21 protein-coding genes are annotated in these 26079 nt (G+C 41.8%); 8 read left to right on the forward strand and 13 right to left on the reverse strand.

Annotation, left to right across the window (positions count from 1 at the left end):
• Positions 1-17: 17 nt before the first annotated feature.
• Both FN961_RS19490 and FN961_RS19495 read right to left on the reverse strand, forming a co-directional pair.
• Positions 18-1688 (reverse strand): sensor domain-containing diguanylate cyclase, encoded by a 1671-nt coding sequence (locus FN961_RS19490; protein WP_144041851.1) that lies wholly within the window; start codon positions 1686-1688, stop codon positions 18-20.
• Positions 1689-2253: 565 nt separating this feature from the next.
• Entirely contained in the window at positions 2254-2793 is a 540-nt protein-coding gene (locus tag FN961_RS19495; RefSeq protein WP_144041852.1) for a YfaZ family outer membrane protein, read from the reverse strand.
• Between the two features lie 313 nt (positions 2794-3106).
• On the opposite strand from FN961_RS19495, the gene FN961_RS19500 reads away from it, so the two are divergent.
• Positions 3107-3592 carry a glutathione peroxidase gene (locus FN961_RS19500; RefSeq protein WP_144041853.1) on the forward strand — a complete coding sequence of 162 codons (486 nt, stop codon included), beginning with the start codon at positions 3107-3109 and terminating at the stop codon, positions 3590-3592.
• Positions 3593-4108: 516 nt separating this feature from the next.
• On the opposite strand, the gene FN961_RS19505 is transcribed toward FN961_RS19500, so the two are convergent.
• A complete protein-coding gene (locus FN961_RS19505) occupies positions 4109-5896 on the reverse strand; it encodes a M1 family metallopeptidase (protein WP_144041854.1) in 1788 nt (595 codons plus the stop codon).
• Positions 5897-6028: 132 nt separating this feature from the next.
• Here FN961_RS19505 and FN961_RS19510 point away from each other — a divergent pair, with 132 nt between their 5' ends.
• Positions 6029-6910 (forward strand): collagenase, encoded by an 882-nt coding sequence (locus tag FN961_RS19510; protein WP_144041855.1) that lies wholly within the window; start codon positions 6029-6031, stop codon positions 6908-6910.
• Between the two features lie 1089 nt (positions 6911-7999).
• Here FN961_RS19510 and FN961_RS19515 read toward each other — a convergent pair.
• The 4 genes from FN961_RS19515 to FN961_RS19530 form a co-directional block, all read right to left on the reverse strand.
• The gene (locus FN961_RS19515) at positions 8000-8971 is read right to left on the reverse strand and encodes a PstS family phosphate ABC transporter substrate-binding protein (RefSeq protein WP_144041856.1); all 972 of its coding nucleotides are present in this window, start codon (positions 8969-8971) and stop codon (positions 8000-8002) included.
• A gap of 123 nt (positions 8972-9094) precedes the next feature.
• The gene (gene phoR / locus FN961_RS19520; protein WP_144041857.1) at positions 9095-10396 is read right to left on the reverse strand and encodes a phosphate regulon sensor histidine kinase PhoR; all 1302 of its coding nucleotides are present in this window, start codon (positions 10394-10396) and stop codon (positions 9095-9097) included.
• Positions 10397-10500: 104 nt separating this feature from the next.
• Positions 10501-11190 carry a phosphate regulon transcriptional regulator PhoB gene (phoB, locus tag FN961_RS19525; RefSeq protein ID WP_144041858.1) on the reverse strand — a complete coding sequence of 230 codons (690 nt, stop codon included), beginning with the start codon at positions 11188-11190 and terminating at the stop codon, positions 10501-10503.
• A gap of 212 nt (positions 11191-11402) precedes the next feature.
• Positions 11403-12362, reverse strand: coding sequence for a porin (locus tag FN961_RS19530; RefSeq protein ID WP_144041859.1), 960 nt, complete (start codon positions 12360-12362; stop codon positions 11403-11405).
• A 294-nt stretch (positions 12363-12656) separates the two neighbouring features.
• Between FN961_RS19530 and rdgC the strand changes: the two genes are divergently transcribed.
• A complete protein-coding gene (rdgC, locus tag FN961_RS19535; protein ID WP_144041860.1) occupies positions 12657-13568 on the forward strand; it encodes a recombination-associated protein RdgC in 912 nt (303 codons plus the stop codon).
• 63 nt (positions 13569-13631) lie between these two features.
• Here the strand turns inward: rdgC and FN961_RS19540 are convergent, their stop codons facing one another.
• Entirely contained in the window at positions 13632-15437 is a 1806-nt protein-coding gene (locus FN961_RS19540) for a M61 family metallopeptidase (protein WP_144041861.1), read from the reverse strand.
• Positions 15438-15725: 288 nt separating this feature from the next.
• Here FN961_RS19540 and FN961_RS19545 point away from each other — a divergent pair, with 288 nt between their 5' ends.
• The 4 genes from FN961_RS19545 to FN961_RS19560 all read left to right on the forward strand — a co-directional run bounded on the left by FN961_RS19545 (position 15726) and on the right by FN961_RS19560 (position 20138).
• Positions 15726-17282 carry a GGDEF domain-containing protein gene (locus tag FN961_RS19545; RefSeq protein ID WP_144041862.1) on the forward strand — a complete coding sequence of 519 codons (1557 nt, stop codon included), beginning with the start codon at positions 15726-15728 and terminating at the stop codon, positions 17280-17282.
• 93 nt (positions 17283-17375) lie between these two features.
• Entirely contained in the window at positions 17376-18728 is a 1353-nt protein-coding gene (ppnN, locus tag FN961_RS19550) for a nucleotide 5'-monophosphate nucleosidase PpnN (protein ID WP_144041863.1), read from the forward strand.
• 99 nt (positions 18729-18827) lie between these two features.
• Positions 18828-19586 carry a flap endonuclease Xni gene (gene xni, locus FN961_RS19555; protein ID WP_144041864.1) on the forward strand — a complete coding sequence of 253 codons (759 nt, stop codon included), beginning with the start codon at positions 18828-18830 and terminating at the stop codon, positions 19584-19586.
• 156 nt (positions 19587-19742) lie between these two features.
• Positions 19743-20138, forward strand: a complete 396-nt coding sequence (locus FN961_RS19560) for a DUF3192 domain-containing protein (RefSeq protein ID WP_144041865.1) — start codon at positions 19743-19745, stop codon at positions 20136-20138.
• A 25-nt stretch (positions 20139-20163) separates the two neighbouring features.
• Here FN961_RS19560 and FN961_RS19565 read toward each other — a convergent pair whose 3' ends face one another.
• The 5 genes from FN961_RS19565 to FN961_RS19585 all read right to left on the reverse strand — a co-directional run bounded on the left by FN961_RS19565 (position 20164) and on the right by FN961_RS19585 (position 24752).
• Positions 20164-20445, reverse strand: a complete 282-nt coding sequence (locus FN961_RS19565; RefSeq protein WP_229814747.1) for a GNAT family N-acetyltransferase — start codon at positions 20443-20445, stop codon at positions 20164-20166.
• Positions 20446-20500: 55 nt separating this feature from the next.
• Complete coding sequence (locus FN961_RS25880; protein WP_185972847.1) at positions 20501-20698, reverse strand: hypothetical protein; 198 nt, start codon at positions 20696-20698, stop codon at positions 20501-20503.
• A 72-nt stretch (positions 20699-20770) separates the two neighbouring features.
• Entirely contained in the window at positions 20771-21055 is a 285-nt protein-coding gene (locus tag FN961_RS19575) for a GNAT family protein (RefSeq protein ID WP_144041867.1), read from the reverse strand.
• Positions 21056-21240: 185 nt separating this feature from the next.
• Positions 21241-21708: a methyltransferase family protein gene (locus tag FN961_RS19580; protein ID WP_144041868.1), complete on the reverse strand. Its 468-nt coding sequence runs from the start codon at positions 21706-21708 to the stop codon at positions 21241-21243.
• Positions 21709-21920: 212 nt separating this feature from the next.
• Positions 21921-24752: an alpha/beta hydrolase family protein gene (locus FN961_RS19585; protein WP_185972848.1), complete on the reverse strand. Its 2832-nt coding sequence runs from the start codon at positions 24750-24752 to the stop codon at positions 21921-21923.
• 289 nt (positions 24753-25041) lie between these two features.
• On the opposite strand from FN961_RS19585, the gene FN961_RS19590 reads away from it, so the two are divergent.
• Entirely contained in the window at positions 25042-26049 is a 1008-nt protein-coding gene (locus FN961_RS19590) for an isocitrate dehydrogenase (RefSeq protein WP_144041870.1), read from the forward strand.
• The last annotated feature ends 30 nt before the right edge of the window (positions 26050-26079 follow it).

A 26079-nucleotide genomic window follows, 5' to 3' on the forward strand; every position in this document is an offset into this window, starting at 1 on the left:
GGGGCCTAGGCTCCGCTTCACACCAAGCGTTCATCTTGCAGCGTCACATTCTCGTTCTGCTTCTCTCGTCGCTTTGCCGTTTTACGTTTATACATATCTCTGTCAGCCGCTCTTAACCACTCACCTGCATCTTTCACTTCACTATTAAGCCCATAGCCAAAACTGATGCCTGTATCTTTATAAACACGCTTGGTAATTGATCCCGATAACTCTTCTACATTTTTTAATATAACAGGGAGTTGTTCCTCTGAAATGAGAATAACAAAGTTATATCCGCCAATGCGGAACAACTTAGCTCTTTCAAGAAGATCACAGCTGACTTTAAGCTCTTTAGCAGCATGGATCAGTAAACTGTCCCCCTCATGATAGCCTAAGGTGTGATTCACCTGTTTCAAGCCATCAAGATCAAGCAAAATAAGGGCTAAGTTTTTCTTCGCATTATTACCAAAGAAAGTTTCAGACTGAATACATTCATCTAACGCATGTCGATTGGGTAGCAAGGTTAATTGCTCTTGTCTGGCTTTCTCCCAAGCCACCCCTAAGGTTTCAATATAGCTTTGACGCTCTTCGGACAATAATTTGATTTTATAAGCCAACGCCAGAGATAACATCAATGCATCCACAGTTCCGCCAATTAAGGTCGCTAACTCGGCATTTTCAATAAAATCCGAAGTGAGACCCATGTTTCCAGGCAATATGATCACAGCAGGGAGAAGCAGACAAGTAAACGCAAAAATAAAGTAACGTGCAGGATAGAAGCCTTTAATCAAACAAACATTACCGCACGTAATTGCCAAGGCTATCCAGAGCATGATCAAGACAGAAGCGATAAGCGCTGTATAGGAAACCAAAAATATACTGGTAGGCAAAGCAAGAATGCAGGTCCACATCAGTAATTTACTTAAGCGCCATAACTTAGGCGAATACTCAGGGAGTTGCAGAAAGTGTTTATAAAATAAGATATTAAAGATTGGTAAACCGATAAAAAACAGATGATGGATCTCTAAATTATGAACCCCCCAAAGGTGAGCTCCAAGATGGAAAGTTAACGCCCACCCAGTAAAGTAGGTGATCACATAAAGCCCGTAATAGAGAAACGCTCTGTCTCGAATGGAGAAATAGATAAGCAAGTTATAACAAGCAATAAACAGCAAGCCGCCCAAACAGAGCATCACTAACATCGCTTCGATATCTGAACTAATTTTATACTCACCGTAAGGTTCAATATCTACCTTAGGTACAGACGAAAAGTAGCGACTTTCCATTTGGATAACAACCCAATATTCAACGCCATAATTAAGCTTAATCTCACGACCATAATTGAACAGAAACTCGTAAGGCGTGTAATACCCACTCTTGCTATGTTGCATACTGCCATCGCTACCTAATAGCGTGTAATCCAATGATTCAACAATTGAATTTTGAACATTGATAGCCCATTTAGTCTCTCTTGAATACACTTGGGTAGGCAAAATAAGCCAGTAATTACCACCGGTCAAACTAATGTGATTTGCTTTATCTAAACTAGACATCCACACAGGAACGTCACTGTACGCTTTCGGTGCAGTTTGGCCTTCTTTAGCATAAAAAAGAAAAGATTGGTCTAACGAGGGGGATCCGAAAGAGGTAAAGCTGCAGCCTATGAGGCTAAGAAATAGCAGAAAACACGCTGTTACTCTTTGGTTCATTAAATTTAAACCCTTGATTAGCAAGTACTAACTAAAAAATGAAACCAGTATGTCGAAAAGTGACTGAGTTAAAGTAAATTGATAGTTCATTACACATTCTATACCCACCACTTATTGCAGGCTTTCATTAAATAGCGGTGTCTAATACTCAATTTTTATACTTTCTCACGCTTAAACATAACATTAACAAATAGAGACAAATTCTATTAATACACACCAGATAATTCAATACAATTCTCAAGATAAAAGATATTTTCTATCTTGCGCGTCGCTGTTCAACATAAATCGATTTATTCTTCACCAATTCTTAGCCTAAGCTGGGAACATACATTGATTTAGCTAGTTATCAACAATATCCACTCCTCGCCTGCTGTAGGCTATTCAAAAGTATTCACTCTATGCACGACTCATTATTTAAGCGTAGACCTATTTATGGCGAGAGTGAGTACAGCCATCATTCTAGCTTTAATAAAATGAAAATCCCATTGCTCAAAGAGCAACGGGTAGCCGCTAAATAAAGGATATATTCGTTAACCGCACAGCCCAATTGCAGCCTGCGAGGACATTAGAAGCCGGCTCTAGCACCAATGTAAAATCCACTGTCGAAGGTCGAGTTATCGGCATAGTCATACTGGAAGCGAATGTTTCTATAACCAGCAAACAGGGCTAGGCTAGGATTTAATTGGAATTGCACTTTACTGTCTAACTCATATTGACCATCGACACTGCCAAATGACAACACCGAAGGTGCATAATAGCCTGACGCGTGGAATGATACATGTGAGCCTAAATCCATTTTATAATTGCCACCGACACCAATCGCACTTCCGTTGGGGCTTTTTTTAGCCCAAACATATGAGTACTTAGCTCCGATCTCAAAATGGTGAATACCTGCATCATGGGAGACATGCATAGCAGCTGAAGTAAGATGACCGCCATCATTAGAGTAGATATAACCTAGAACCGCATTGGTATTCTTATTCAGATCGATAGCAAGATCAGTTGAAATCACATCATCATTTAACCCAACGCTAAAATCATTAGCATAAGTCGTCGCTGAAATACATGACACAAGTAACAAGCCACTCAATAATTTTAATCGCATAAAAATCTCTAATTTACTGTTTTGCGGATAGTATCAAACTCAACAAAAACATCCACTACAACACTGTTTTTAAAGGTTATAACTGCTTAAACAAAAAACATAACGGCAAACAAGCCGCAACATACAGATCAAATAGCTCAAAATGAACAACATAAGGGCGAATTAGATAACAAGTGGAATTAACTCTATTAGGTTAGCCAAAAAGGGATATGATTTTACTTTACGCATCACAAATAAATTGCACGCAATTGATTTGCTCGCTATTATTCTGACTTTGTATCTTTCATTAGCGATTAAAAAATGGAGTAAAGAGATGTCGACATCAATTTGGGATTTTACCGTTAATAGTATTCAGGGCACGCCAGTCTCTTTTGCCGATTTTAAAGGTAAAGTGATCTTGGTCGTCAACACGGCCAGTGGTTGTGGTTTTACTCCACAATATAAAGGCTTACAGAAACTTTATGATACTTATGGTCCTGAAAAATTTGTTGTTTTAGGCTTCCCATGCAACCAGTTCGGTCAGCAAGAAAGTGCAAGTGAAGGTGAAATCCAATCTTTTTGTGAGCTCAACTTTAATGTCAGCTTTCCCCTGTTTCAAAAAATTGAAGTTAACGGAGAGAATGCAGCTCCACTGTATCAATATCTTAAATCGTCAGCTAAAGGGATCTTGGGTAGCGAAAGGATTAAATGGAATTTCACTAAATTCTTAATCGATGCCAACGGCAAGGTATTAGAGCGATATGCACCAACAACTAAACCGGAAGCAATAACAAAAAAAATTGAAGAATTATTATTGTAAATCAATTAACTAAAAATTAGATCGCAGATCTTATAAAAAAGATCGATCCTTTTTTGAACTTTTACCGTCTGGAATACTCAAAGTTTATGAGCAGCGAAGAGTTTTTTCATGTTCATCATTCTCCCTGGGGCTTCTAGCGCAGTCCCTTTGACCTACGAGGTCATAAGGCAACCTTATGGTTGCCCTTTTTTTGGCTTTTTTTTGTCGACTCCTATCCCTATAAATAAAATTTTTATCACAACAATGAACTATTTCAAACGATGGGACTCTGAGTATATGTAACACTTTTGGTGTTACGAGTTTATTGTTTTCATCATGGTTCATCACCTCCCTTTAGGGCGCTCATTTGAGTCCCAGTGAGAAGAATTAAGTTTGACTGCTAGCGCTGACAGCTTAACCATTCTACAATCTCATTCTTCAAAGAATGAAACGGCATCCCATCTCAGTTGAGATAATGGATGCCTTTTTTTTATCTATTATCCAAGCCTATCTATATAAATAGATTTCGAACTCTATTTAATTAAAATTCAAAAGCTTATCTAGCTGACTCACAATAGAAGGATGATAACCTTTACGTGCTTGGCTATAGATCTGTTTCATCTCGGTATCATAACCTGCCACTTGTAACTCGGTGAAAAGAGGCCTCACAAACTTACCTCTGCCGATACGGATCAGGTATGCAGTTAACGCGGGGAGCACAGGATCATAATGATTATGGATCGCAACCCTAAACCAGTCACAAGCGATCTCTGCATTTGTGGACTCCGTCAGTTTAAATCGCTCATCGAGTTCCATTAGCTGTAATTGTGTTTGTACCTCTGGCAGACTGTTTAAAAAATATTGCCAGTGATGAACACGCCAATCTGCCGTCTCAAATGAGTCCGCAGTCGCGCCTTTAGCCCAAAAAGAGAGTGCAGCATCAACTTTGTCTAAGCTATCGGATACTGGCGCTGTAAAACATTCTGGCATGCCACAGCCGTATACCCATTCAATAAGCTCAGCTTCTGAGATCTTATCAGCGTGATCAACCAACAACGTCGTTTTAGCGTACTCGATAAAGATCTCTGTTGTGATAGCTGCAAATGCAAAGTGTTCAACATAGGTAAACAGAAACTTATCGAATGCCTCACGTCCTATTCGTTTTTCAAGGTCGTGGACAAACATCGAGGCCTTATCATAGGTAAAGCGATTGAATGCTTCGTTTGGATCTTGTTGCTGTACATTCGCCGGTAAGTTTTGCTCAGCAAACTCAGTGGTCGCCAGCTCCTCTTTTAAACGGCCATATTCCAGCACCACTTCAAGCTCAGCTTGCTCCTTACCAAACACCGCTTCGACGATTCTATTGGTAAAGTAAGTCGTGAACCCTTCGTTCAACCAAAGATCTCGCCACGTAGCATTACTGACTAAGTTCCCAGTCCACGAGTGCGCTAACTCATGAGCAACCGTCGAAACAAGGCTTTTATCACCTGCGATCAATGTTGGGGTCATAAAGGCGAGGCGTGGGTTTTCCATGCCACCAAAGGGAAAACTAGGCGGTAGCACTAACATGTCATAACGCCCCCAAGGATATGGGCCTAACAAAGATTCAGCTATCTCTACCATCTTCTCTGTATCTTCAAACTCCTTAACCGCCGCCTCAAGTACCTGTGGCTCAGCATATACTCCCGTTCTTGGGCCAATTTGGCCAAATGCTAACTCCCCAACTGCAATAGCCAACAAGTGAGTCGGGATTGGCTTTTCCATTGAAAAAGTAAACTCACCATTTAAAGTCGCAGCCGCATCATTCATCGCACTCATCACAGCTCGCATGCCTAAGGGAACCGTTACATTCGCTTCAAACGTGATCCGTGCTTTGGGGGTATCTTGTAGTGGGATCCAACTTCTGGCATTAACGGGTTGAGATTGGCTAAATAAAAACGGCAAGGTTTTACCTGTGGTTTGCTCTGGTGCCAACCACTGAAGCCCTTCAGCATTGGGCGAGGTCACATAATGAATCGTCACTTTACTGCTTTGTGTGGAGAGTGAGACATTTAATCGCTGACCCAATATCGGATCGTCTTTATCAATGACATATGCAAGTTCAGATCCTGCAGCATCTTGTATCTGAACAATGGTTAATTCTCTTAGATCCAGCCAGAGCTCATCACAGTTTTTATCCAAGCGCTCCAGTTCAAGCGTTGCTACTCCGGCTAACTGTTTTATCTTAAAATCGACATCCAATGCCAACGATAGATGTTTTACTCTGACCTTTTCCGTATTAGAAAAAGAGTGATAGTCATGATTATTATCCCATCTGTTTAGCACTTCAATATCCTCTTAATTAACATAATTTTTAATAATACCGACAGGGAAAACAATTGCCATCGTAATTGACTTCATTTCCCTAAAGTGAAAGACTTAATGGATATTATATACAAAAACAAAAGGTAATACTCAATGAAGGCGTTTGACCTACTCCCTATCGCAGCGGTTTTATCCCTCAGCGCTTTTACAGTAGAAGCTAAGCCCATCGCTCCTATTTCTGAAATATTAACTCAAGAGCACGCCTGCAGCGATACGATAGTTATCCGCTCGCAGGCCTTAACAAAAACTCAAATAGCGCAAGCATGTCAGTTATTGGGTAAGCAGGAAGCTAAGTTTCATCAGCTTTTCAGCACTCAAGGTAAACCCGTCGCCAACGACAATAACATCAGCATGCGAGCAAACGTCTACCACTCTCGGGAAAATTACACTCAATATGTCACCGCTCATTTTGATGTGCCCAGTGACAATGGTGGCATGTTCTTAGAGGGACTCCCGCATAAAACAGGTAACCAAGCTGAGTTTGTCGCCTATGAAAAAAAAGGAGAGATTTGGAACTTAGCCCACGAATACGTGCATTATCTCGATGGTCACTTCAATCTCTATGGTGATTTTTGTGCATCACTTCATGATTCTCATAGTGCACCTGAATATTGCCCTAAACCTGCGCCACTCTTGCCTCACCTTGTGTGGTGGAGTGAAGGTTTAGGTGAATACATCTCTCAAGGTGATGACAATAAAGCAGCCATTGAATTAGCTAAAGAATCTTTAGCGGTATCAAGTGCTTACTCTCTTAGTGAGCTGTTTAATACCAGTTATGAAATGAACGGAGGCTCAGACAGAGTATACCGTTGGGGTTATTTAGCCGTTCGCTTTATGATGGAGCAACACAAGGACAAGATTGACGCCATGCTAACCTTTACTCGTAAGGGGGATTACCCAAGATACCAAGCCTTAATTAAACAGTGGGGCACTGACATGGATGCAGAGTTTCAAGCTTGGCTTCGCTCACTTTAATGCAGTAAAGCACGAATAAAAAAAATATTGGTAAATAAATTGAACCAATTGAACAAAGCTCAGTCCTATATAGTGAACCTATTGCACAGCACGATTATTTTGCTCTGTTTTTTGTTCATCATCATCTCCCTTTAAGAAGCCTATTGGCTTCTTCTAAGAAGAGATAAGACTTTGCTAGCGCACACTGGATTGAGTCATCGCCTTTAAGGTTAATAACCCACCTTCAGTGAACAGTCTGTCTCCTCTTATTTTAATATGACACATCTTTATGGCAGCCCTCGTTTGTAGGTGCTGCCATTTTTTTATCTCTCAATTGGCATTTGCGATCAATATTCGATCCTAATAACATCACTTTTCAGCTTTAACGATCTTGGGATCAAAAAAAGATCCTACATTTTGAAAATAATCTGAACTTTCTCAGCAAACAGGACTCTGACTATATGAACCGAATTTTTGTGTAAAGTTAACTTGTTATACTAACTCTGCATCTGTTTTCACTGTTCATCATCATCTCCCTTTAAGAAACCTATTGGCTTCTTCTAAGAAGAGATAAGACTTAGCTAGCGCACACCGGACTTGAGTTTCAGCCTTCACGTTGATAACCCAATTTTAGTGAATAGTCCTCTCCTCTTACTTTAATATGAAAGATCTTTGTGGCAGCCCTAAATTATAGGTGCTGCCATTTTTTTATCTTCAATTTAATGCAAATTCACCTGGAAAATTCACTTTTTCGACGAGTCAGATCCCGAGATAAAAAAAGATCCTAAATTTTGAAAATAATCTGAACTTTCTCAGCAAACAGGACTCTGACTATATGAACCGAATTTTTGTGTAAAGTTAACTTGTTTTGCTAACTCTACATCTGTTTTCATTGTTCATCATCATTCTCCTTAATTAGATAGTGTCTAGTACAGCTATCACCCTATTCCAAGTTTGGAACATGTAGCGACCTGATTAGGTCGCTTTTTTTTGTCTGTCAAAAAGTGGATATAGGCAAGGAAAACAGAAGAGGAGCTAGGCAGGCTTCAAAATTTATGCACAGGTACAAAAAAGGCCTCACAGGGAGGCCTTAGTGAAGTGTCGCTTAGTTTAAAGACGAATACCGGCTTTAGCTAAATCCTTGGCAGTCACACTGCGAGGTAACGGTACATAACCATCTTTCTCAACAATCTGCTGACCTTGCTTGGACAAAGCAAACTTCAGGAACTCTCGGTCCATAGGGGACAAGTCTTTATTCGGGTGCTTGTTCACGTAAACATAGAGGTAACGTGATAGTGGATAAGTCCCACTTGCAGCATTAGCAGCAGTCGCCTCGATGTACTTAGTGCCTTTCTTCGATATCGCTACCGCTTTTACACCCGCCGTCTTATAACCGATACCTGAGTAACCAATAGCATTAAGCGACTGAGACACCGACTGAACAACAGATGCAGAGCCTGGTTGCTCATTCACGTTGGCTTTGAAGTCACCTTTACATAAGGCTTTCTTCTTAAAATAACCGTACGTACCAGATACTGAGTTACGGCCATAAAGCTGTATATCTCTGGCTGACCAGCCACCTTCGAGTCCTACCTCACCCCAGCGCTTAACATCATTACCACCACATTTATGGGTTGCGGAAAAAAGACTATCAATCTGCTCTATGCTCAACCCTTTAATCGGATTGTCTTTATGGACAAATACAGCCAGAGCATCAATAGCAACGCGGATAGCCGTTGGCTGGTAACCATAGCGCTTCTCAAAAGCTTCCACTTCGTTAGGCTTCATTTTACGGCTCATAGGACCGAACTGAGAAGTCGCTTCAGTCAATGCTGGTGGCGCAGTTGAAGAGCCAGCGGCCTGAATTTGGATATTAACGTTAGGGTACATCTCTTTAAATTCTTCAGCCCAAAGTGTCATCATATTAGCCAAAGTATCTGAACCCACCGATGATAGGTTACCCGATACGCCACTTGTTTTTTCATAAACAGGCAGTGACTTATCGATTGCAGCGATAGAGGTTGCAGAAAACACACTCGCGACAGTTAAACTTACTGCACCGACAATTTGTTTCAATTTCATTCTTTGCTCCAGTATTAGATGTACTTGCTTGAATAAATTAATTAACAATTAAGTTGTAGCAAGTATCAATTGCCAGCATGACAAGTCTATTACTTTGATATGACACTTAGATGACAAGCCTCATCAATGATATGAGGTGGATACCAAATGTTCAGGAATAAGGAAACTAAACTCGCTTCCCTCACCCAGTTCACTGGATATCATCAATTCGCTCTGATGGTGACTCAAGGCATGCTTGGTTATCGCCAAACCCAGTCCAGTTCCTCCCTTTTGACGTGTCCGTGCACTGTCAACCCGATAGAAACGTTCAGTTAATCGTCCAATGTGTTGCGATGCGATTCCATCGCCAGTATCAGCAACAGTAAACATCGCCCCTGAAGCCACCTTTTTCCAACTCACATCAATTTTCCCACCTGGCGGTGTGTAACGGATCGCGTTTGAAATAAGGTTTGAACACGCACTGCGCAGTTCAATCTCAATACCGTACAAGTGACAGTCAGCTGCACAGGTAAAGTTGAGATCATGCTGTCCAAGAGATAATGCTTCCGCCTCCTCAGTGAGTATGCACATCATCTGCGACATATTCACTTTGACCTCCAAATTATTCTCAGCAGAATCCTCAATGCGAGACAGTACCAGTAACTGTTCAACCATAGAACGCATTCTATGCGTCTGTTGTTGCATCTGATCCATCGCCTTGGTGTTGGGAGAACCAGGTTCTGCCATCTCTTGCATCATCTCAAGGTAGCCCTGCAATACTGTCAATGGAGTCTTAAGCTCATGTGACACATTGGCCACAAAATCTTTACGCATGCTTTCGAGCTGTCTGACTCGCGTAATGTCGCGGGCGATCAATAAGAATTGGCCAGTTCCGTAACCCATGATCCGAATCTCAAGCACACGTCGCTCCGATTGTGGAGACGCTAACTCAAAGGGCTCATGGTAGATTTCGTTCTTTAAATAATTAGAAAAGTCAGGATGTCGCAGTAGGTTGTCTATCCTCTGGCCGCTGTCTAGTGGCCACACTAAACCAAGCAGCAATTGAGCCAGCTTATTACACCAAACAATGTTGTAATCAGCATCAAGCACTACCGCAGCATCGGGAAGCGCTTCCGCTCCCTGTCGAAAACGCCCCAAAAGAAAAGCTAACTGTGATACTCGTTTCCGATTTTTTCCCTGCAGACGGTAGATACCATTAAACACCCCTTCCCAACTGCCTTTCCCATTTGGAGGCGTGAGGCGTTTATCTCGCCATAGCCAAAAGTTGAGTCTTGATAGTTGGCGATAATGCCAAAAAAGCAGAGAGATGGCGCCAATAAGCAGAACCCACACGATCTCACCGACAAGGAGACCTAAAATAAAGCAGAGTACGAGGTAGGTTATTAAGCGAGATAGCAGCCGATAACCTGAATATGATTCAAACATATGTTACCAATTACATTAAATATATCCAGACCATAGGAGAAGGTGAGGCACAAGGTAATTCAAGTAACCTATCGCGCCCAACCTATTTAAACAACTTTCCAGCTTTATGTTCGAGTTGAGAAACGGTAACCCGCACCTCGAACAGTTTGAATTAAACGATCATGATTCGAAGGTTCAATGGCTTTTCTTAATCGTCTGATATGCACATCTACTGTTCGATCTTCAACATAAACATTAGTACCCCATACATTATCGAGTAACTGCTCTCGACTGTACACCCTCTCAGGGTGAGTCATGAAGAAGTGAAGCAGTCTAAACTCAGTAGGCCCCATCTCCAGCACTTGGTCACCCACGGTGACTCTGTGGCTAATAGGATCTAACATCAAGCCCTGAACATCGATTGGTTCTTCAAGACTCGTCGGAGAACTACGGCGGATCACCGCTTTAATTCTTGCCACCAGCTCCTTTGGAGAAAATGGTTTGGTGATGTAATCATCGGCCCCCACTTCCAACCCACGCACTTTATCTTCCTCCTCACCACGAGCAGTCAACATTATGATGGGGATTTGTCGCGTAAATTCATCTTGGCGTAAACGTTTAGCCAATTGAATCCCGCTACCACCGGGAAACATCCAATCCAATAAAACAAGATCGGGATAGGGTTCACAAATCATGTCTAACGCAGAGTCAAAATCTTCGGCTGCGGTAACAACAAAACCATGCTGTTCCAATACAAAAGTTAGCATTTCTCTAATCGCTAACTCATCTTCAACAATCAATATCCTAGCAGTCATAAGCGATCTTCTGTCCGATGAATGTTCACACGTCTATTATTGGTCAGTTTTATTACAAAATTATGATCATAAACGCCATTTTGTCATAAATAGAGAAAACTTGTCATAAAGTTAAACTGAATCCTTCATTCTTGATCCGCTTGAGGTGCTTTGCTTTTTATAAGCAATAAAAAAGAGGCCTAAGCCTCTTTATTTATTACTAAATGATCTGTTTAGAATTTGTGTTCTAATCCTAAACCTAAGAATTTATCATCATCTCCAGCGCCTTCATACGAACGATTGGTGTAGAAAGCAAACAACTTAGTTGGCTTACCTAACTTATAGTCACCACCAATTGACCAAGAATCACCTTTATCTTCCATATCTTGATACTGCGCTTTAAGCACTACAGCATCGATAGCATAGGCAGCACTGAACATATAACCAGTATAACTGTCGCCATTATATGGGTTAGCTTCTCCATCAGTATCTAAGGTATATACCTTCTCTTCTTGCTGATACATACCACCAAGGACTAGACCTGCTATTTTACCTTGCACAGTGGCACGAGCAACTTGGTAACCTTTAACATCTGAATCATAAGCAATCGATGCGTAGATTGGAGATTTTTTCAGTTTAGCATCGCCATACATTGCCGCTAAGCTGTATCCATCTTGCTTTAATTGGTCACTATCACCGCTAGCAGCATAAGTCACACCTAACTTTATACCGCTAAATGACGGTGAAAGATAAGTCGCTGTCTGAGCAAGGCGATTCTCACCTTTAAACAAGTTTTTCAAATCTCCAGACAGGTCATTGAATTGATCAACTTTACCTTGAGATTGCTTTAGCATCGTGTCATTACGACCAACAGATATGGCACCAAAATCACCTCTTAATCCCACAAATTGATTGCGAGCTTTAAAGTTGTTTTTGCTGTCATCGCCAGTATCCACTTCATACTCAATCGTATAAAAAGCTTCTAGTGAGCTACTAAGCTCAAATCCACCTTTAACACCTAAGCGTGAAGCGTTACTTTGAATCGTCGTTTCAGACTCACCGCTGACATCATTAGATTGAGCCGTGACGTTCAACTTACCGTAAACTGTTAATGGCTCAGCAGCATTTGCAGAAGCCAAGGTAGCAGTAGCAAGAGCGGAAGCAAGTAGTGTTTTACAAAAAGCGTTCATCATTAAATCCTTTCGACGTATCAATTCGTCTTTGGTTATTGGTTTCGATACCGAGAAGTTTGTCAGTTATATATTGCAGATATATTTCAATCAGGTTTATTTTTAATAAAACATGGTTGAACATGAATTAACTTAGTACAAGAAGTCCTTGAATACCAAGGGATGTGAACGAAAAAAAAGTTTTATGACACTTTTGTGAAATATGAATTCAGCCTAAGGTTCGATAAATATCTTTGCGGTTTACCCGAGCTCGGCAATGACTTACACTGCGCCTTTAATTTTAATTGGGCGCTCATTATGTGGTTTAAAAATCTGACTGTTTACCGTTTTAATAAACCTTTCTCTGTTGATCCAGAAGCGCTTGAAAAGTCATTGGAAGACTTCACTTTCTCTCCATGCTCAAGCCAAGACATCAGTAAATTCGGTTTCTCTAATGCCCTAGGTAAGAAAGGCATTTCACTGGTACACAGTGCGGGCGGCCGTCACCTTATCTGCGCGACAAAAGAAGATAAAATCCTTCCTGGCCAAGTCATTAAAGAAGCACTCGAAGATAAAGTTGCTCAAATTGAAGCCGAAGAAGATCGTAAATTAGCGAAGAAAGAAAAAGACGCTATGAAGGAGGAGATCATTATGACTCTACTTCCTCGTGCCTTCACAAAGCGCAGCCAAATTCATGCGCTGATCATCCCTGAAATTGAGATGATTTTAGTCGATAGCTCAAGTGCGGCTAAATCTGAAGAGCTGTTAGCGCTATTAAGAAAAGCCTTAGGTTCACTGCCTATTATTCCTTTAAGCTTTAAAACGCCTATCGAAACTCAGCTAACTGAGTGGGTAAAAGGAAACTGCACACCAGCACCTTTCATCATGCAAGATGAAGCTGAGCTTAAGACAGATTCTGATGAAGGCGGAATTGTTCGCTTTAAACAACAGGATCTGACAGAGACAGAAGTACTCGCTCATATCGAAGTGGGTAAGCAGGTACATAAACTGGCGCTACATTTCGGTCAGTCAATCGCTTTCATTCTGCAGTCTGATGCCGCTATCAAGCGTCTTAAGTTCTCTGAAGAGTTCAGAGCAGGTAATGACGAAGTAGGCACTGAAGACCCAATGGCTCGTTTGGATGCTGATTTTGCACTTATGGGTAGCGAGCTTATCGCGCTGATGAACTCATTAGTGGAAGTCCTTGGCGGCGTAGAAGACACCATTTAGGTTCATTTACGGTGCAAAAAAGGCGCTAATTAGCGCCTTTTTTATTAACGACAATTTAATAGATCAATCATCGGCCTTAAGCTTGCCCTTCTTGTCGAATGGCCAGTCTATGCCTGACCAAGCTTTGAAGAATGCTTTCTGAGCGCGACTCGGCTTCTTAACACTGACTAATTTAAGTTTACCGCTTTGGACTTCACCTAAGGTCAACGACACAGATTTAAGCTTATCGTCACTAAACAGTGTCACCTCAATATCAGCGCCTGGTTTAAAATCTTTAATTCGCGCGTCAAATCCGCCCGCAGTCACTTTAAGGCCGTTAATGGCAACAATTTCATCGCCTAGCACAATGCCAGCTTGCCAAGCAGGACCATCTCGCAGCACTTGCTGCAATGTGAGCGATTTACCGCTTATTTCCATACCAGAAAAAGCGATGGCTTTAGAGTCCTCTCCATAGCTTATCTGTAAACCAGCTTGAGATAACAGGGTAAGGAAATCTAAGGTTACAGGAGTATTTACGTGTGTCTGCCACCAGTTAGTATAATCTTCGCCCGTCAGCTGTTGTAAAATCTGCTGCACATCAGCCACCCCATAACCTGCGGGGATTTTATGATCGCGGTACAAGGCTTTATGCACATCACGGTAAGAAGATTTCAAATCCGTTTCATCTAGTAACGAGAAGTCTAATGCCATGGAGACTAAGAAGCCTTCTGAATAGATATTTGTACTGTGGTTAATCGCATAATCTCCACCCGTACTTGTCCACTGGTTAGCACTCGCTTCAGCGACAGACTGTACTTCACGACCCGGTGTTAGCTCACTTCTTGCAATGCGCTTGGCCAAGTCCTCTAAAAACTCCTGCGGGGTGATAACACCTGCGCGCAATAATAACTGACTTTGAAAATAACTGGTCGAGCCTTCTGCTATCCATAACAGCTCGCTAATATTCTCTTGTTGGTAATCATAAGGAACCAGTCCTTGGGGCCGATAAGCCTTCACATTCCAAGTATGAATAAATTCATGAGAAGCGGTTTTGATAAAGCCTAAGTAATCTTCACGTTCACGATAACTAAATCTCGGCCTTTGAATAATGGTCGAATTGAGGTGTTCTGTTGCCCCACTCGCCCCGCTAGTTGCGTGTACCATATAAACGTAGCGTTCGAAAGGATAACCGTCCCAGATGGCGTCTGCTTCACCACTGAGTTTGGTCAGATCTGTCACCATCTGCTCTACGTCATAATTCCCTTCGCCCCAGATCACCAGTTCATAGTCACGGCCATCGGCAGAAAAGCGTCTCTGCTGGTTAATGCCCGTTTCAATTGGCGAATCAACGAGCACATCGTAATTATCGGCAACAAATGTGTTGGCCTCATCGCCTGAAGCCATCCCTGAGTGGCTACGCCAATCTGATGGCACACTCATGGCAACATGAATGGGTTCATTTCTAAACTCAGGGCTATATACAAAAGTGCCACTGGCATCAAGAAATGCATGACTGGCATCAATATGCCCCACTCGCTGCCCAAGCTTATTTAAATAGAGCTGATAACTAATAGATACAGCGGTAGGCTGACTAAGCGAGACTGTCCACTCACCGTTCGCGGTACGGGACACAGGTAATTCAGCCCCATTAGCATCTTTAGCACTTAAATATCTTATCGAGTCAGCCAAAGGCAGAACCTGATATTTACCGGTTCTCCATACTGGGAGCTGAACGTTAAGCTCTGAAGCTTTCGATAAAGGGAAGTCAACGCTGACTTGGGCCAAGTGATGCTGAGATTGAGTTAAATCTATCTGATAATTGACATCTGCAAGGCTTGGGATAGAAAAAAGCAGGCTAAAAGTTAACATCGATGGAATGGCTGGTTTCACTCTTTCGTCCTTCTGTTATTATTCTTATGACATTTCGTTGACGAGTATAACACCGAAATAATGTAGAATTAGCAGGTATCGTTTCTGATCTACATTAATATTAAAACCCGTTGTTGTTAGCCCAAATGCTATTCACATGAAATTTCAATATTTAAGTAAAAATTATAGAAATTAGATGCTTATCTCGTTATATTTAACAAGATATTTGCACTAAAAGTAGATTGCTATACATTACGTGGAAAATGTTCCCTTTCTATTTTGCCTTAAACAAGTAGGACATAGTTGATAATGAAGGATTCAATGGCCAGCGCTTCTCAGGTCAACTTATTAAAGCAAAAACTGCACCTCGCTAAAGCTGCTCTTACTGAACTTGATGAAGAGCAAAATGAGAAGTTACAGACTTTATTGCAGTTTATCGGTCATTTGAGCCTTGCGTGCAAAGGGCAAAATGTCGAGCTCGACAATAAGTTAGCTAAACTCAGGCATCTGTTAACCAAGTTTGAAAGTGTCGAAGAGGCACTCCCTGAACTTGTCGATATAGAGCAGCTGTTAAAGAAGCAATATAATCATGTCATGGTGCAGCTAGAAGACAGTCGCGTCAGCCTATCTCGTGTCATACGTCAGATCCAGCGCATAGATTCAGCTCCAGAAAAGATAAAAAAAGAGATCAACTATTTCAAGAAAGATTTGGGCAAACCTTTCCACAGTTTTTGGGACTACATCCCTAAAGTAGAACAATTGGTGAGCTTCTATGAAGAGATATTAGAAGATCAACTCAGGCATGGCGAAGCCATAAAAATATCCCCGAAACACCGCCAGTTGGCCCATGAATTGTCACAGATGATCTCTGAAGTCGAATTTAGAAAACATCAAAGAGATCAAGTTCTCACCATTAAAGATAGACTCAGTAACGACATTGAAGTTGACAGCTTAATCGAAGCTTATCAAACAATTTTGACCTTGCTATTGGAAAACATTTCCCAAGAAAAATCAGCATCGCAAGAGTTTCTTTGTGCTCTCAATGACTCACTCACTGTAGTAAGGGAAGTCGTCACTGATTCATGTAATAACAGTCAGCGCAGCTTTCAACTTAAGAAGCAGATAAACCATGAGCTCTACTCACGAGTGGATAATGTTGGCGAAGCTATCATCAATATTGATGATATTCATAACTTAAAATCACAAGTGACTGAACAACTTGCCTCCATTAGGACTTCACTAGGGCGCAAAGAAGCCCTCGAAGAACGGGAACTTATCCTGCTCAAAAAATCCATGGATATACTGAAAAAAGAGGTCAATGAGCTGGGGAAAGAAGCTGCTGACTATAAAGAGCGTTTATTTGAACAGCAGAAAATTAACCTACTCGATTCGCTCACTCAATTACCTAATCGCGCTGCGCTCGAAGAACGTATGGAGCAAGAGTTCAGGCACTTTCAACGACATAAGCAGCCCTTATGGGTTGCAGTGGCCGACATTGATCATTTCAAGAATATCAACGATAGTTTTGGTCATAGCACAGGCGATAAAACACTTCAGGTTATCGCAATGGCGCTGAAAAACTCACTGAGAGATACGGAGTTTGTCGCACGATATGGCGGCGAAGAATTTGTCCTACTCATACCAGAAGTGAACGCTACTGACATTGAACAATTATTGAACAGAGTGAGAGAAAAAGTAAAAAGTATTCCCTTTAAGTTTAAAAATCAGAGAATTACAGTTACAGTATCTATAGGTGCTGCACAAATTTTGGAAAATGAGCTTATCAATGAAACCTTTGATCGAGCAGATGCAGCGCTTTACCGAGCTAAACATGAAAGCAGAGACAGAGTCATCATTGACGTGTAAGCCTATGCAGTTCATATAAATATAGGCTCGGCACCATAAGTTTGGTGCCTTCACAACACACCTTTGAACTCAAGTCAGAGCTAAGGAGTTGTTATGATTGTAAATGTCAGCCCTCGAGGTAGCATGGATCAACTTTCCCAACTGGAAGTTGATCGCCTCAAACAAAACTCGACAAGTGAGCTCTACCAACTTTATAGAAGTTGTTCACTCGCAGTACTTGCCTCCGGCCTACAAAGCGATAATGCGGAAAGCCTCTTCGGACAATTTGAAGATTTTAATATTAACGTTCTTCGCCGTGAACGTGGAATTAAGATCGAACTGATTAATCCTCCAGAAGCAGCTTTTGTTGACGGTAAAATTATTGTTGGTATCCAAGAACACCTATTCGCCGTATTACGTGACATTGTTTATCTCAGCGATAGATACGACAACCTCAAAAATATTAATTTAACCAACCCAAGCCACATCACCAATGTGGTATTCGATATTCTGAGAAATGGCCGCTCTATGCCATTAGAAGATCCAAGTATCGTGGTCTGTTGGGGCGGACACAGTATCAATGATACTGAGTTCCATTATACCCAAGACGTAGGGTATGAACTTGGGCTGCGTGAGATGAACATCTGCACCGGCTGTGGACCTGGTGCCATGGAGGGTCCCATGAAAGGGGCTGCCATAGGCCATGCCAAGCAACGGATAAGCAAAGCACGTTATATCGGCCTCACAGAGCCAAGTATTATCGCTGCCGAGCCACCCAATCAGATTGTTAACGAACTCGTCATACTGCCAGATATTGAAAAACGACTCGAAGCATTTGTGCGTCTAGGTCACGGGATTGTTATCTTCCCTGGTGGAGCAGGCACAGCAGAAGAACTGCTCTATCTCTTAGGCATATTGCTTAATAAAGAGAACCAAGGCATTCCTTTCCCATTGGTGCTTACAGGACCAAAAGAAAGTGCTGATTACTTCTTACGGATCGATGAGTTTATTGCCGCAACTTTAGGCGAAGAAGCGCAGAGTAAATATGAAATAATCATTGATGATCCTGTTCGTGTCGCTCGAATTATGAGCCATGGTATGGATATTGTTAAGGATCACAGGAAAACATCAGGTGACTCTTTTCAATATAACTGGTCACTGAAAATTGAACCCGATTTCCAGCTCCCCTTTGATCCAACCCATGAAATGATGGGCAACCTCAACTTACATTTCCAAGCTGATAAGGCTGAACTTGCAGCAAACTTAAGAAGGGCATTTTCCGGGATTGTTGCTGGTAATGTGAAAATGGAAACCATAAAAAATGTGGTTGAATATGGACCATTTGAGCTTAATGGCGACAAAACCATGATGACATTAATGGATAAGCTGCTTAAGGCCTTCGTTAAACAACAAAGAATGAAGCTCCCTGGCAGTAAATATGTACCTTGTTATAAAATAAACACCTAAATAAGCGTATATACCGAGTATTAACCTGCATAATTGATTAATACTCGGTATGCTTAATTCCTATAAATTCATTCAATAAAATAACTCTCGCGACGACTCATGAATACTTTTTTAATCATAGATGGCCTTAATTTAGTACGCCGTATTCACGCTGCTCAACCTAATGAAAATGACATTAATGGCTTGGATACTCGGGTGGGGTCAGCTTGTAAAAAGTTACTCAAACATCATCAGCCCACTCATGTCGCAGTGGTATGGGACGGCGATGCACTCTCATGGCGAAAGTCACTGTATGATGATTACAAAAAAGGCAGAAAGCCGATGCCTGAAGCGCTGGCAGCCACACTTCCAGCATTAAAGAACTACCTCAGTGAGCTTAATGTAAACTCAATTAATGCCGAGTCAGAAGCTGACGATGTTATAGCTACACTGGCGACTAAGTTGGCTCAAAACCAAGGCAAAGCCATTATTGTTTCCACAGATAAAGGCTTTACACAATTAACCCATCCTAATATCGAGCGCTGGGATCATTTTAATCAAGACTATATCACCGTAAAACAAAGAGAAGAGAAGCTCGGCGTTGAACGCAGCCAATTTATCGACTATTTGGCACTTGCTGGCGATAGTGGTAATAAGATCCCTGGCGTACCAGGAATAGGCCCAAAATCGGCAACTGAGTTATTAAAAATTTTCCGCTCTCTGACCAATATCTATGGTTCAATAGACAAAATCGGCGCTAAGCAAGCCAAGAAACTTGAAGACGGAAAACAGATGGCAAGAATGAGCTATAAACTAGTACAACTGCAAACAGACATTCCGTTGAATGCCAATTTAAGTCAGTTTAGGCTTCCTCATTAAATCAAGGCTTAACTCCTGCGAAATCAACATAGAGCTTGTAAATATCATGTTACCGATTTAACATTTACCGACTTGAGTGATACAGGTATATTGATACGCATCTTATATTTTCATTCTTTTTAGCTTTTGCTTAGACCTTAAGGACCTTGTGCATAAATGAAATCTAAACTTCCCGTCATTATCGGTTCCATTTTTGCAGCCTACTTGGCTTTTGTTGCTGTTGTCGTTGTTGTTTATGATCCAACGCCCGATGAGATGGATTGGGAAGATAGACAGACTTATATCAATGCGCAGCTCTCTGAAATCACATTGGGGCAGTCATTGGTTGAAATAAAAACCTTATTAGGTAAGGCTGATTTCAGTGAGGCTCGAGTTGCCAATGAAAATACGATACAAGTACTTTTTTATCGTACTCATCATATGAAGTCTGATGGTGAAACCACCCGAGACGAATGCACACCATTACTGTTTAAAGATCAAAAACTCATCGCTTGGGGAGAAGGTACTTACCAACAGTATCTCACCAATGGTGGTGCAACAAATACGCTTTAAACGTCTGCTGAATAGGCTAGTCCAACTAGTCTATTACCTCATTTTTTGGATTTAGTTTTGAGGTCAAAACATGATCTTGCCAGCTGCCAGCAATCTTCAAATAAGACTTCGCTAATCCCTCTTCTTCAAAGCCCAAAGATCTGAGTAATTGTCCACTTCGTTCATTATTTGGAATGTAGTTAGCCATGATTCGATGAAGCTTAAACTCATCAAAGATATAAGCTATTCCAGCTTCAAGGATTTCACGCATAATGCCTTGCCTCTCAAGCATTTTATCAATTGAATAACCGAGATAACAAGCTTGCAAGGGGCCTCGTACGATATTAGTAAAACGATACCAATCGGTATAAAGATGTGACCGCTCAGCGAGAATTTAGCGCTTCAGAGGCAAGGTCATTAATTGCTCCTGCATTAATGACATTCACCACATCCATGTGTCTTGCAACGAGTGAAGAACATAGTTGCTCTACGTTTAAGCTCGTTAACACAGTATCTGATGTGCTAAAACTCGCCTGTAAGGAGGGTTTTTGGCTGCCTACTTCTGCGTAGAATGAACTCACAAGGGAATAACCATTCCATCATCCATTCGCCTTGAATTAGTTTGCCAAAAACACTCTGAGTAGGTCACTTTCTTATACCGGTTGGTATCCCCCCAATATTTGTCCGTTAATATCAGCAGATACTAAGCCATCTCTTATATTCCCTCTAGCAACAAAATTGACGGCACCACCAGCGAAAAAAAGATCATTGCTCACTTGGAGTCTCTTACTCACTTGAGACGCCTCAAGGTAATCGTTATCTCTTTCTGGCTCCCATGGTGATAAATGCAAACGATTACGCTTATGGTAATCAATGAGTACTTGATGATCATAATGCTGCAACAGTGTCAGCGTGGTTATCTTAGGGATTTTTAGCATAAATACTCACTTATCCTTGCTGTTGAACTATCTGCCACCAGCTAGATCGACAAAGGTGCCAGTGACATAAGAAGCTTCATCTGAAAGTAACCAAGCAATTCCGCGCCCACCACCGGTGATCAATGCCACTTTCTCCATACCAACCTCTCTGAGTTTGCCCTAGGCAACTTTGTTAAATGATTAACTCATATCCAACGCCTTACCTTCTCCTGATAACGCAGATATTCGTCACCAAACTTACGCGTGAGATAAGCCTCTTCAGGTTTAATAGCAACATAATAAACACCAATACAAGAGGGAAGTACGCTTGAAATAAGCCAAACATCACTGAAATATAAGCCTAATCCCACAGGAACCGTGCAAAAAGCCAAATAGATAGGATTTCGCGAGTAGGCGTATACACCAGTCTTAATAATGGATGAGGTAGGTTGCCAAGGTTCGACTGCTGTTTTAGCTGTTTTAAATTGATATAACAGGTACAGCAACAAGGTCACTCCAACCAGTAGCAGAGCTAAACCCAAATAGGTGATTGGAGCAGTAAAAGTCAGTTCGATGGGCGCAAATAAGCTGTTTAAATAAGCCAATAACATAAACAAGATAAATATCAGCGGCGGGGGAATTTTAACGCCAGGACCATTAACATCCTTCTCCATGAGTCTCTCCTTGATATAACTCAATATTGATACTCGCCATGACGAATATTCATAACGATTAATCGAAAACAATCAAATTAGACTACACATAAATAGCTTGAATAACAAACAGCTAAAACAAAATATTCAAGGCTATAAAAAAGCCAAGTGAATTGAAATCACTCGGCTTTTTTAAATTACACAACGCTGTTAGTCGTTATCGGCATTGAAGCTTAGTCAGCTTTTTTATACTCAGTATACGCTTCACCTTGGGTCAACCAGCTCGGCGCAGGTTCCCCTTTAAGGTAATGACCAAAATACTCCGTCATGCGAATACTATAATCGAGTTTGTTTGGGTATTTTTTGAGATGATGAGGTTCATCTTCATATTGTAAAAACACCACATCTTTACCCGCACGACGCATGGCGAGGTAAAGTTCAATCCCCTGCTCCCATGGCACCGCGTCATCTTTATCACCAAACATGATCATCATCGGTGTTTTGATTCGTTCGGCATAAAAGATAGGTGAGTTCTCAATATACTTTTGTGGTGCCCTAAACAAACTATCACCGATACGGCTTTGCCCTGTCTCATACTGGAACTGACGCGCTAAACCGCTGCCGTGTCGAATTCCGCTATAAGCACTGGTCATGTTCGATACCGGAGCACCGGTAACCGCAGCCTTAAAAATATCCGTCTGCGTCACGGCAAAAGCTGTTTGATATCCGCCCCATGAATGCCCCTGAATACCTATAGCATCAGGATCTGCCACGCCCATCTCGATAATCTTCTGCACCCCAGAAGTTAACGCCTGCACCGACGAAGCACCGGGATACCCCACTTCAAAACGGATATCGGGGAGGAAAACCGCGTAACCGTTATCAACATACCAAGCAAAGTTAGGTCTATGATTGAGCTTCATCGAAGGAAAAGCATTCAATCTGTCACTCATGAAGCGATAGAAGTAAACCAGCACTGGGTAACGTTTACCTTCAACATAGTTCGTTGGCTTGATAAGCACACCATCAAGCGGCTGACCGTCACCGTTTGTCCAATGTACGAGCTCAGATTTACCCCAATTAAATTGACGTTTTTGAGCATCGAAATCGGTTTGACGTTTGGCTTTCTCTGGGGCGGAATAATCAGCGCTATAAAAATCAGGGAAGAGATCGTAACGCTCTTTTGAGAATACGATAGTCTGTGCATCTTCACTGCGCGCTAATGTCTTTAGCTTATAGTCGCCTTCCATCAACGTCGTGACACCCGAGGTGCCTAACTTCGCCTGATAATAACCATCGCCTTTGGTTCTTTCGTTGTATCCATGTAATAGCACTGCTTGATTACTGGCTAATACCGCTGGCTTATTTTCATCTTTAACTAAACCAGTAACACGATACTGAATTCCCTGCTTACGCCCTTTTCCCTCAGTCAGTTTAAAACCTTCTAAAGATGCGGTGTTCATCTGCCAAATATCGTACTTGTCATAGATGAGCAGACCAGCATCATTGTCTAACCAAGGACCAAAACCGTAACCCGGTGCAGTAGATGGATAATCATGATCTTCATCTGCAAAAGAGACGTTCAAACCTTTGGTTAGATTATGACGACGCGCTTTAGATACTTGATACAGGTACACGTCCCCCTGCTGGTAATAGACGGCGAAACGCTCATTTGGCGATAAGCTAGGTGCTTGATCGCTGGCTTGCTGAACCAAAATAGAGGTCTTGTGGCCAGTATTAAGGTCAATAAGGTAATAATCGCGATAAAAACCAGCCCAGGTGATCATCTTGCGATAAGGGATATCTGAGCTGCCGATAACAAAACGTGATTGCTCTTGCAGATCAACATAAGGCACTGAGGTGTCAGCAAGCTGCACCAAGTTATTCCCCTTAAGGTGCAATACCGCTAGGTAAGTACGCTTCTGTTCTTTCTTGTATTGTTTAATCTCATTAGGCTTGATACGGGCATCTTCTCCATGCCAAATTTTCAAACCACGTTGACCAGTAACCACCTCTTGATCAAACAGGTCGTCCTGTGTTGCTATCTTTTTAAGTTCAACTTGCTGACTCACCTGAGGCACGCGTCCAAAGAAGAGACGCTTGCTATCTTCTGAAAACCTGAGTTTAGTGTAACGATTCAGTTTCCACTCTTTAGATACTGGCGCAGATTTTACATCCCCAGTGGCAATGTTTAACAGCGAAAGGTGGTATTCACGACCATAAGGTGCTTGCTTGCTATCACCATGGGTGAAGGCGATATATTTTCCGTCTTCACTTAACGAGACTTCACCAATCTGCTGATTATTGAACTGGCGGACAATCTCTCTGGCGTTATTATCGAGCGATACCAATACCAGCTGATGTTTCTTAGCCTTAGTATCGTTACTCGCTAGCACAAGGTGCTTGCCCGCTTTGTCGAAATAAAACCGACTCACGTTCGCAATAGTCTGACTTACCCCAGTATTAAGCGCCACTAATGTTAATTCGCTGCCCTTATCGAATTTATCGACCTTTGCCTTTTTCTCTTTCTCTTTCTCTGCTGACTTATCGACAACAGTCTTGTCTTTATCATCGATTTTATCGGCTTCTTTGGGCTCAAACCAAACCGCTAAATGCGTTCCGGATTGATTAAAACTAAACTCTTTTACACGTTCAAAGCGTTGCTCTTTGCCTGTCTGAGTATCGAGCAGCGCCATGCCTGATTTCAGTTTTTTCTTCTCTTTACTCGAAGCAACTTCCTTTTCCAGCAATGGCGTATCAATAGAGAAGGCAACAAAACGGCCATCATGGCTCACTTGCGGTTTAGAGCCCCCCTTTACGATAAATTTCTTCGATGACGTCAATGATTGAACTAAACCATGGCTATCGCCACGATCCGGCGACACTTCGACAGCAAGTAGTTTACCTGTCGCAGAAATCACAGGCTGCTTTAACGATTCGAACTTCATGATACCGTTGTTCGTGATGGCTTTATGACTCAGTTGAGCGTCTGTTGCCGCATAAGCGCCAACAGAGACTATACTTGCTGAAGCAAGCAAAAATGATGCGATGGGTAATAACTTCAAAGTCTTCCTCATTTTTTATTATTGTTAGTTGAAGTAGCGTGATAATTGTTTTGGATATTAGACCAAAGTAGACTTTTTTAACCTTTAGCGATCAATCATCGCCATAAGCCCTCTTTATTGCAAGATACACTATATAAAAAAACGTGAGACTGCTCACTATTTTCTGTGAAAAATGTTTAAAAGTGTTTAAAATAAAGAGGTGAATTATAATAAATCATATTACGTCATGTCGCTGTGTCTTTTGACATGGCCAGATAATAGCAGTACAACGAAACGTTGAAGGACTCTCATGTCAAAAAGAACGATAACCGTGATCCCTGGTGATGGGATTGGCCCCAGCATTATCGATGCAGCAATAAAAATTCTCGATAAAGCTGGTTGTGATTTTGAATACGAGTTTGCAGATGCTGGTTTAACCGCCCTTGAGAAGCAAGGTGAATTATTACCTCAGCGCACTCTCGACATGATAGAGAAAAACCGTATTACTCTTAAAGGCCCTTTAACCACTCCTGTGGGCGAAGGTTTTACCTCTATCAATGTTTCACTACGTAAAAAGTTCAGCCTCTACGCCAACATTCGTCCGGTCTTGTCTTTTAAAGGCACTCAGGCTCGCTACGAGAATATCGATATCATCACAGTCCGTGAAAACACTGAAGGTATGTATTCAGGTTTAGGCCAGACTGTTTCTGAAGACGGCAGCACCGCTGAAGCGACCAGTATCATTACTCGCCAAGGTGCAGAGCAAATCACGACATTTGCTTACGAACTTGCTCGTAAAGAAAACCGTAAAAAAGTCACTATCGTACACAAAGCAAATATCATGAAGTCGACCTCAGGTTTATTCTTGAAAGTCGCTCGTGAAGTTAGCTTGCGTTACCCAGACATCATCACAGAAGAGATGATTGTTGATGCAACATGTATGAAGCTAGTCATGAACCCTGAAAACTTTGACGTGATGGTAACGACCAATCTATTTGGCGATATCCTATCTGATCTGTGTGCAGGTCTTGTTGGCGGTCTAGGAATGGCTCCTGGTGCAAACATAGGTAAAGACGCCGCAATCTTCGAAGCAGTACACGGTAGTGCTCCTGATATTGCAGGTAAAAACTTAGCTAACCCAACATCGGTTATCTTAGCGTCTATCCAGATGCTTGAGTATTTGGGGATGTCTGATAAAGCTGAGCTTATTCGCTCTGCTGTCACTGCGGTTATCGCTGAAGGCGACCGTACGACTCGTGATCTAGGTGGTACCCACGGTACAACTGATTTCACTCAAGCTGTGATCGATCGTCTGTAGATCAATAACATCTAACAGTAAAAAGGCCCT

Source organism: Shewanella hanedai, assembly GCF_007197645.1.
Classification (GTDB): domain Bacteria; phylum Pseudomonadota; class Gammaproteobacteria; order Enterobacterales; family Shewanellaceae; genus Shewanella; species Shewanella hanedai.

Excerpts from the sequence above, each read along its gene's own strand:
- FN961_RS19490 (WP_144041851.1), bottom strand. The coding sequence starts at position 1,688 with ATGAACCAAAGAGTAACAGCGTGTTTTCTGCTATTTCTTAGCCTCATA.
- FN961_RS19495 (WP_144041852.1), bottom strand. The coding sequence starts at position 2,793 with ATGCGATTAAAATTATTGAGTGGCTTGTTACTTGTGTCATGTATTTCA.
- FN961_RS19500 (WP_144041853.1), top strand. The coding sequence starts at position 3,107 with ATGTCGACATCAATTTGGGATTTTACCGTTAATAGTATTCAGGGCACG.
- FN961_RS19510 (WP_144041855.1), top strand. The coding sequence starts at position 6,029 with ATGAAGGCGTTTGACCTACTCCCTATCGCAGCGGTTTTATCCCTCAGC.
- FN961_RS19515 (WP_144041856.1), bottom strand. The coding sequence starts at position 8,971 with ATGAAATTGAAACAAATTGTCGGTGCAGTAAGTTTAACTGTCGCGAGT.
- phoR (WP_144041857.1), bottom strand. The coding sequence starts at position 10,396 with ATGTTTGAATCATATTCAGGTTATCGGCTGCTATCTCGCTTAATAACC.
- phoB (WP_144041858.1), bottom strand. The coding sequence starts at position 11,190 with ATGACTGCTAGGATATTGATTGTTGAAGATGAGTTAGCGATTAGAGAA.
- FN961_RS19530 (WP_144041859.1), bottom strand. The coding sequence starts at position 12,362 with ATGATGAACGCTTTTTGTAAAACACTACTTGCTTCCGCTCTTGCTACT.
- rdgC (WP_144041860.1), top strand. The coding sequence starts at position 12,657 with ATGTGGTTTAAAAATCTGACTGTTTACCGTTTTAATAAACCTTTCTCT.
- FN961_RS19545 (WP_144041862.1), top strand. The coding sequence starts at position 15,726 with ATGAAGGATTCAATGGCCAGCGCTTCTCAGGTCAACTTATTAAAGCAA.
- ppnN (WP_144041863.1), top strand. The coding sequence starts at position 17,376 with ATGATTGTAAATGTCAGCCCTCGAGGTAGCATGGATCAACTTTCCCAA.
- xni (WP_144041864.1), top strand. The coding sequence starts at position 18,828 with ATGAATACTTTTTTAATCATAGATGGCCTTAATTTAGTACGCCGTATT.
- FN961_RS19560 (WP_144041865.1), top strand. The coding sequence starts at position 19,743 with ATGAAATCTAAACTTCCCGTCATTATCGGTTCCATTTTTGCAGCCTAC.
- FN961_RS19575 (WP_144041867.1), bottom strand. The coding sequence starts at position 21,055 with ATGCTAAAAATCCCTAAGATAACCACGCTGACACTGTTGCAGCATTAT.
- FN961_RS19580 (WP_144041868.1), bottom strand. The coding sequence starts at position 21,708 with ATGGAGAAGGATGTTAATGGTCCTGGCGTTAAAATTCCCCCGCCGCTG.
- FN961_RS19590 (WP_144041870.1), top strand. The coding sequence starts at position 25,042 with ATGTCAAAAAGAACGATAACCGTGATCCCTGGTGATGGGATTGGCCCC.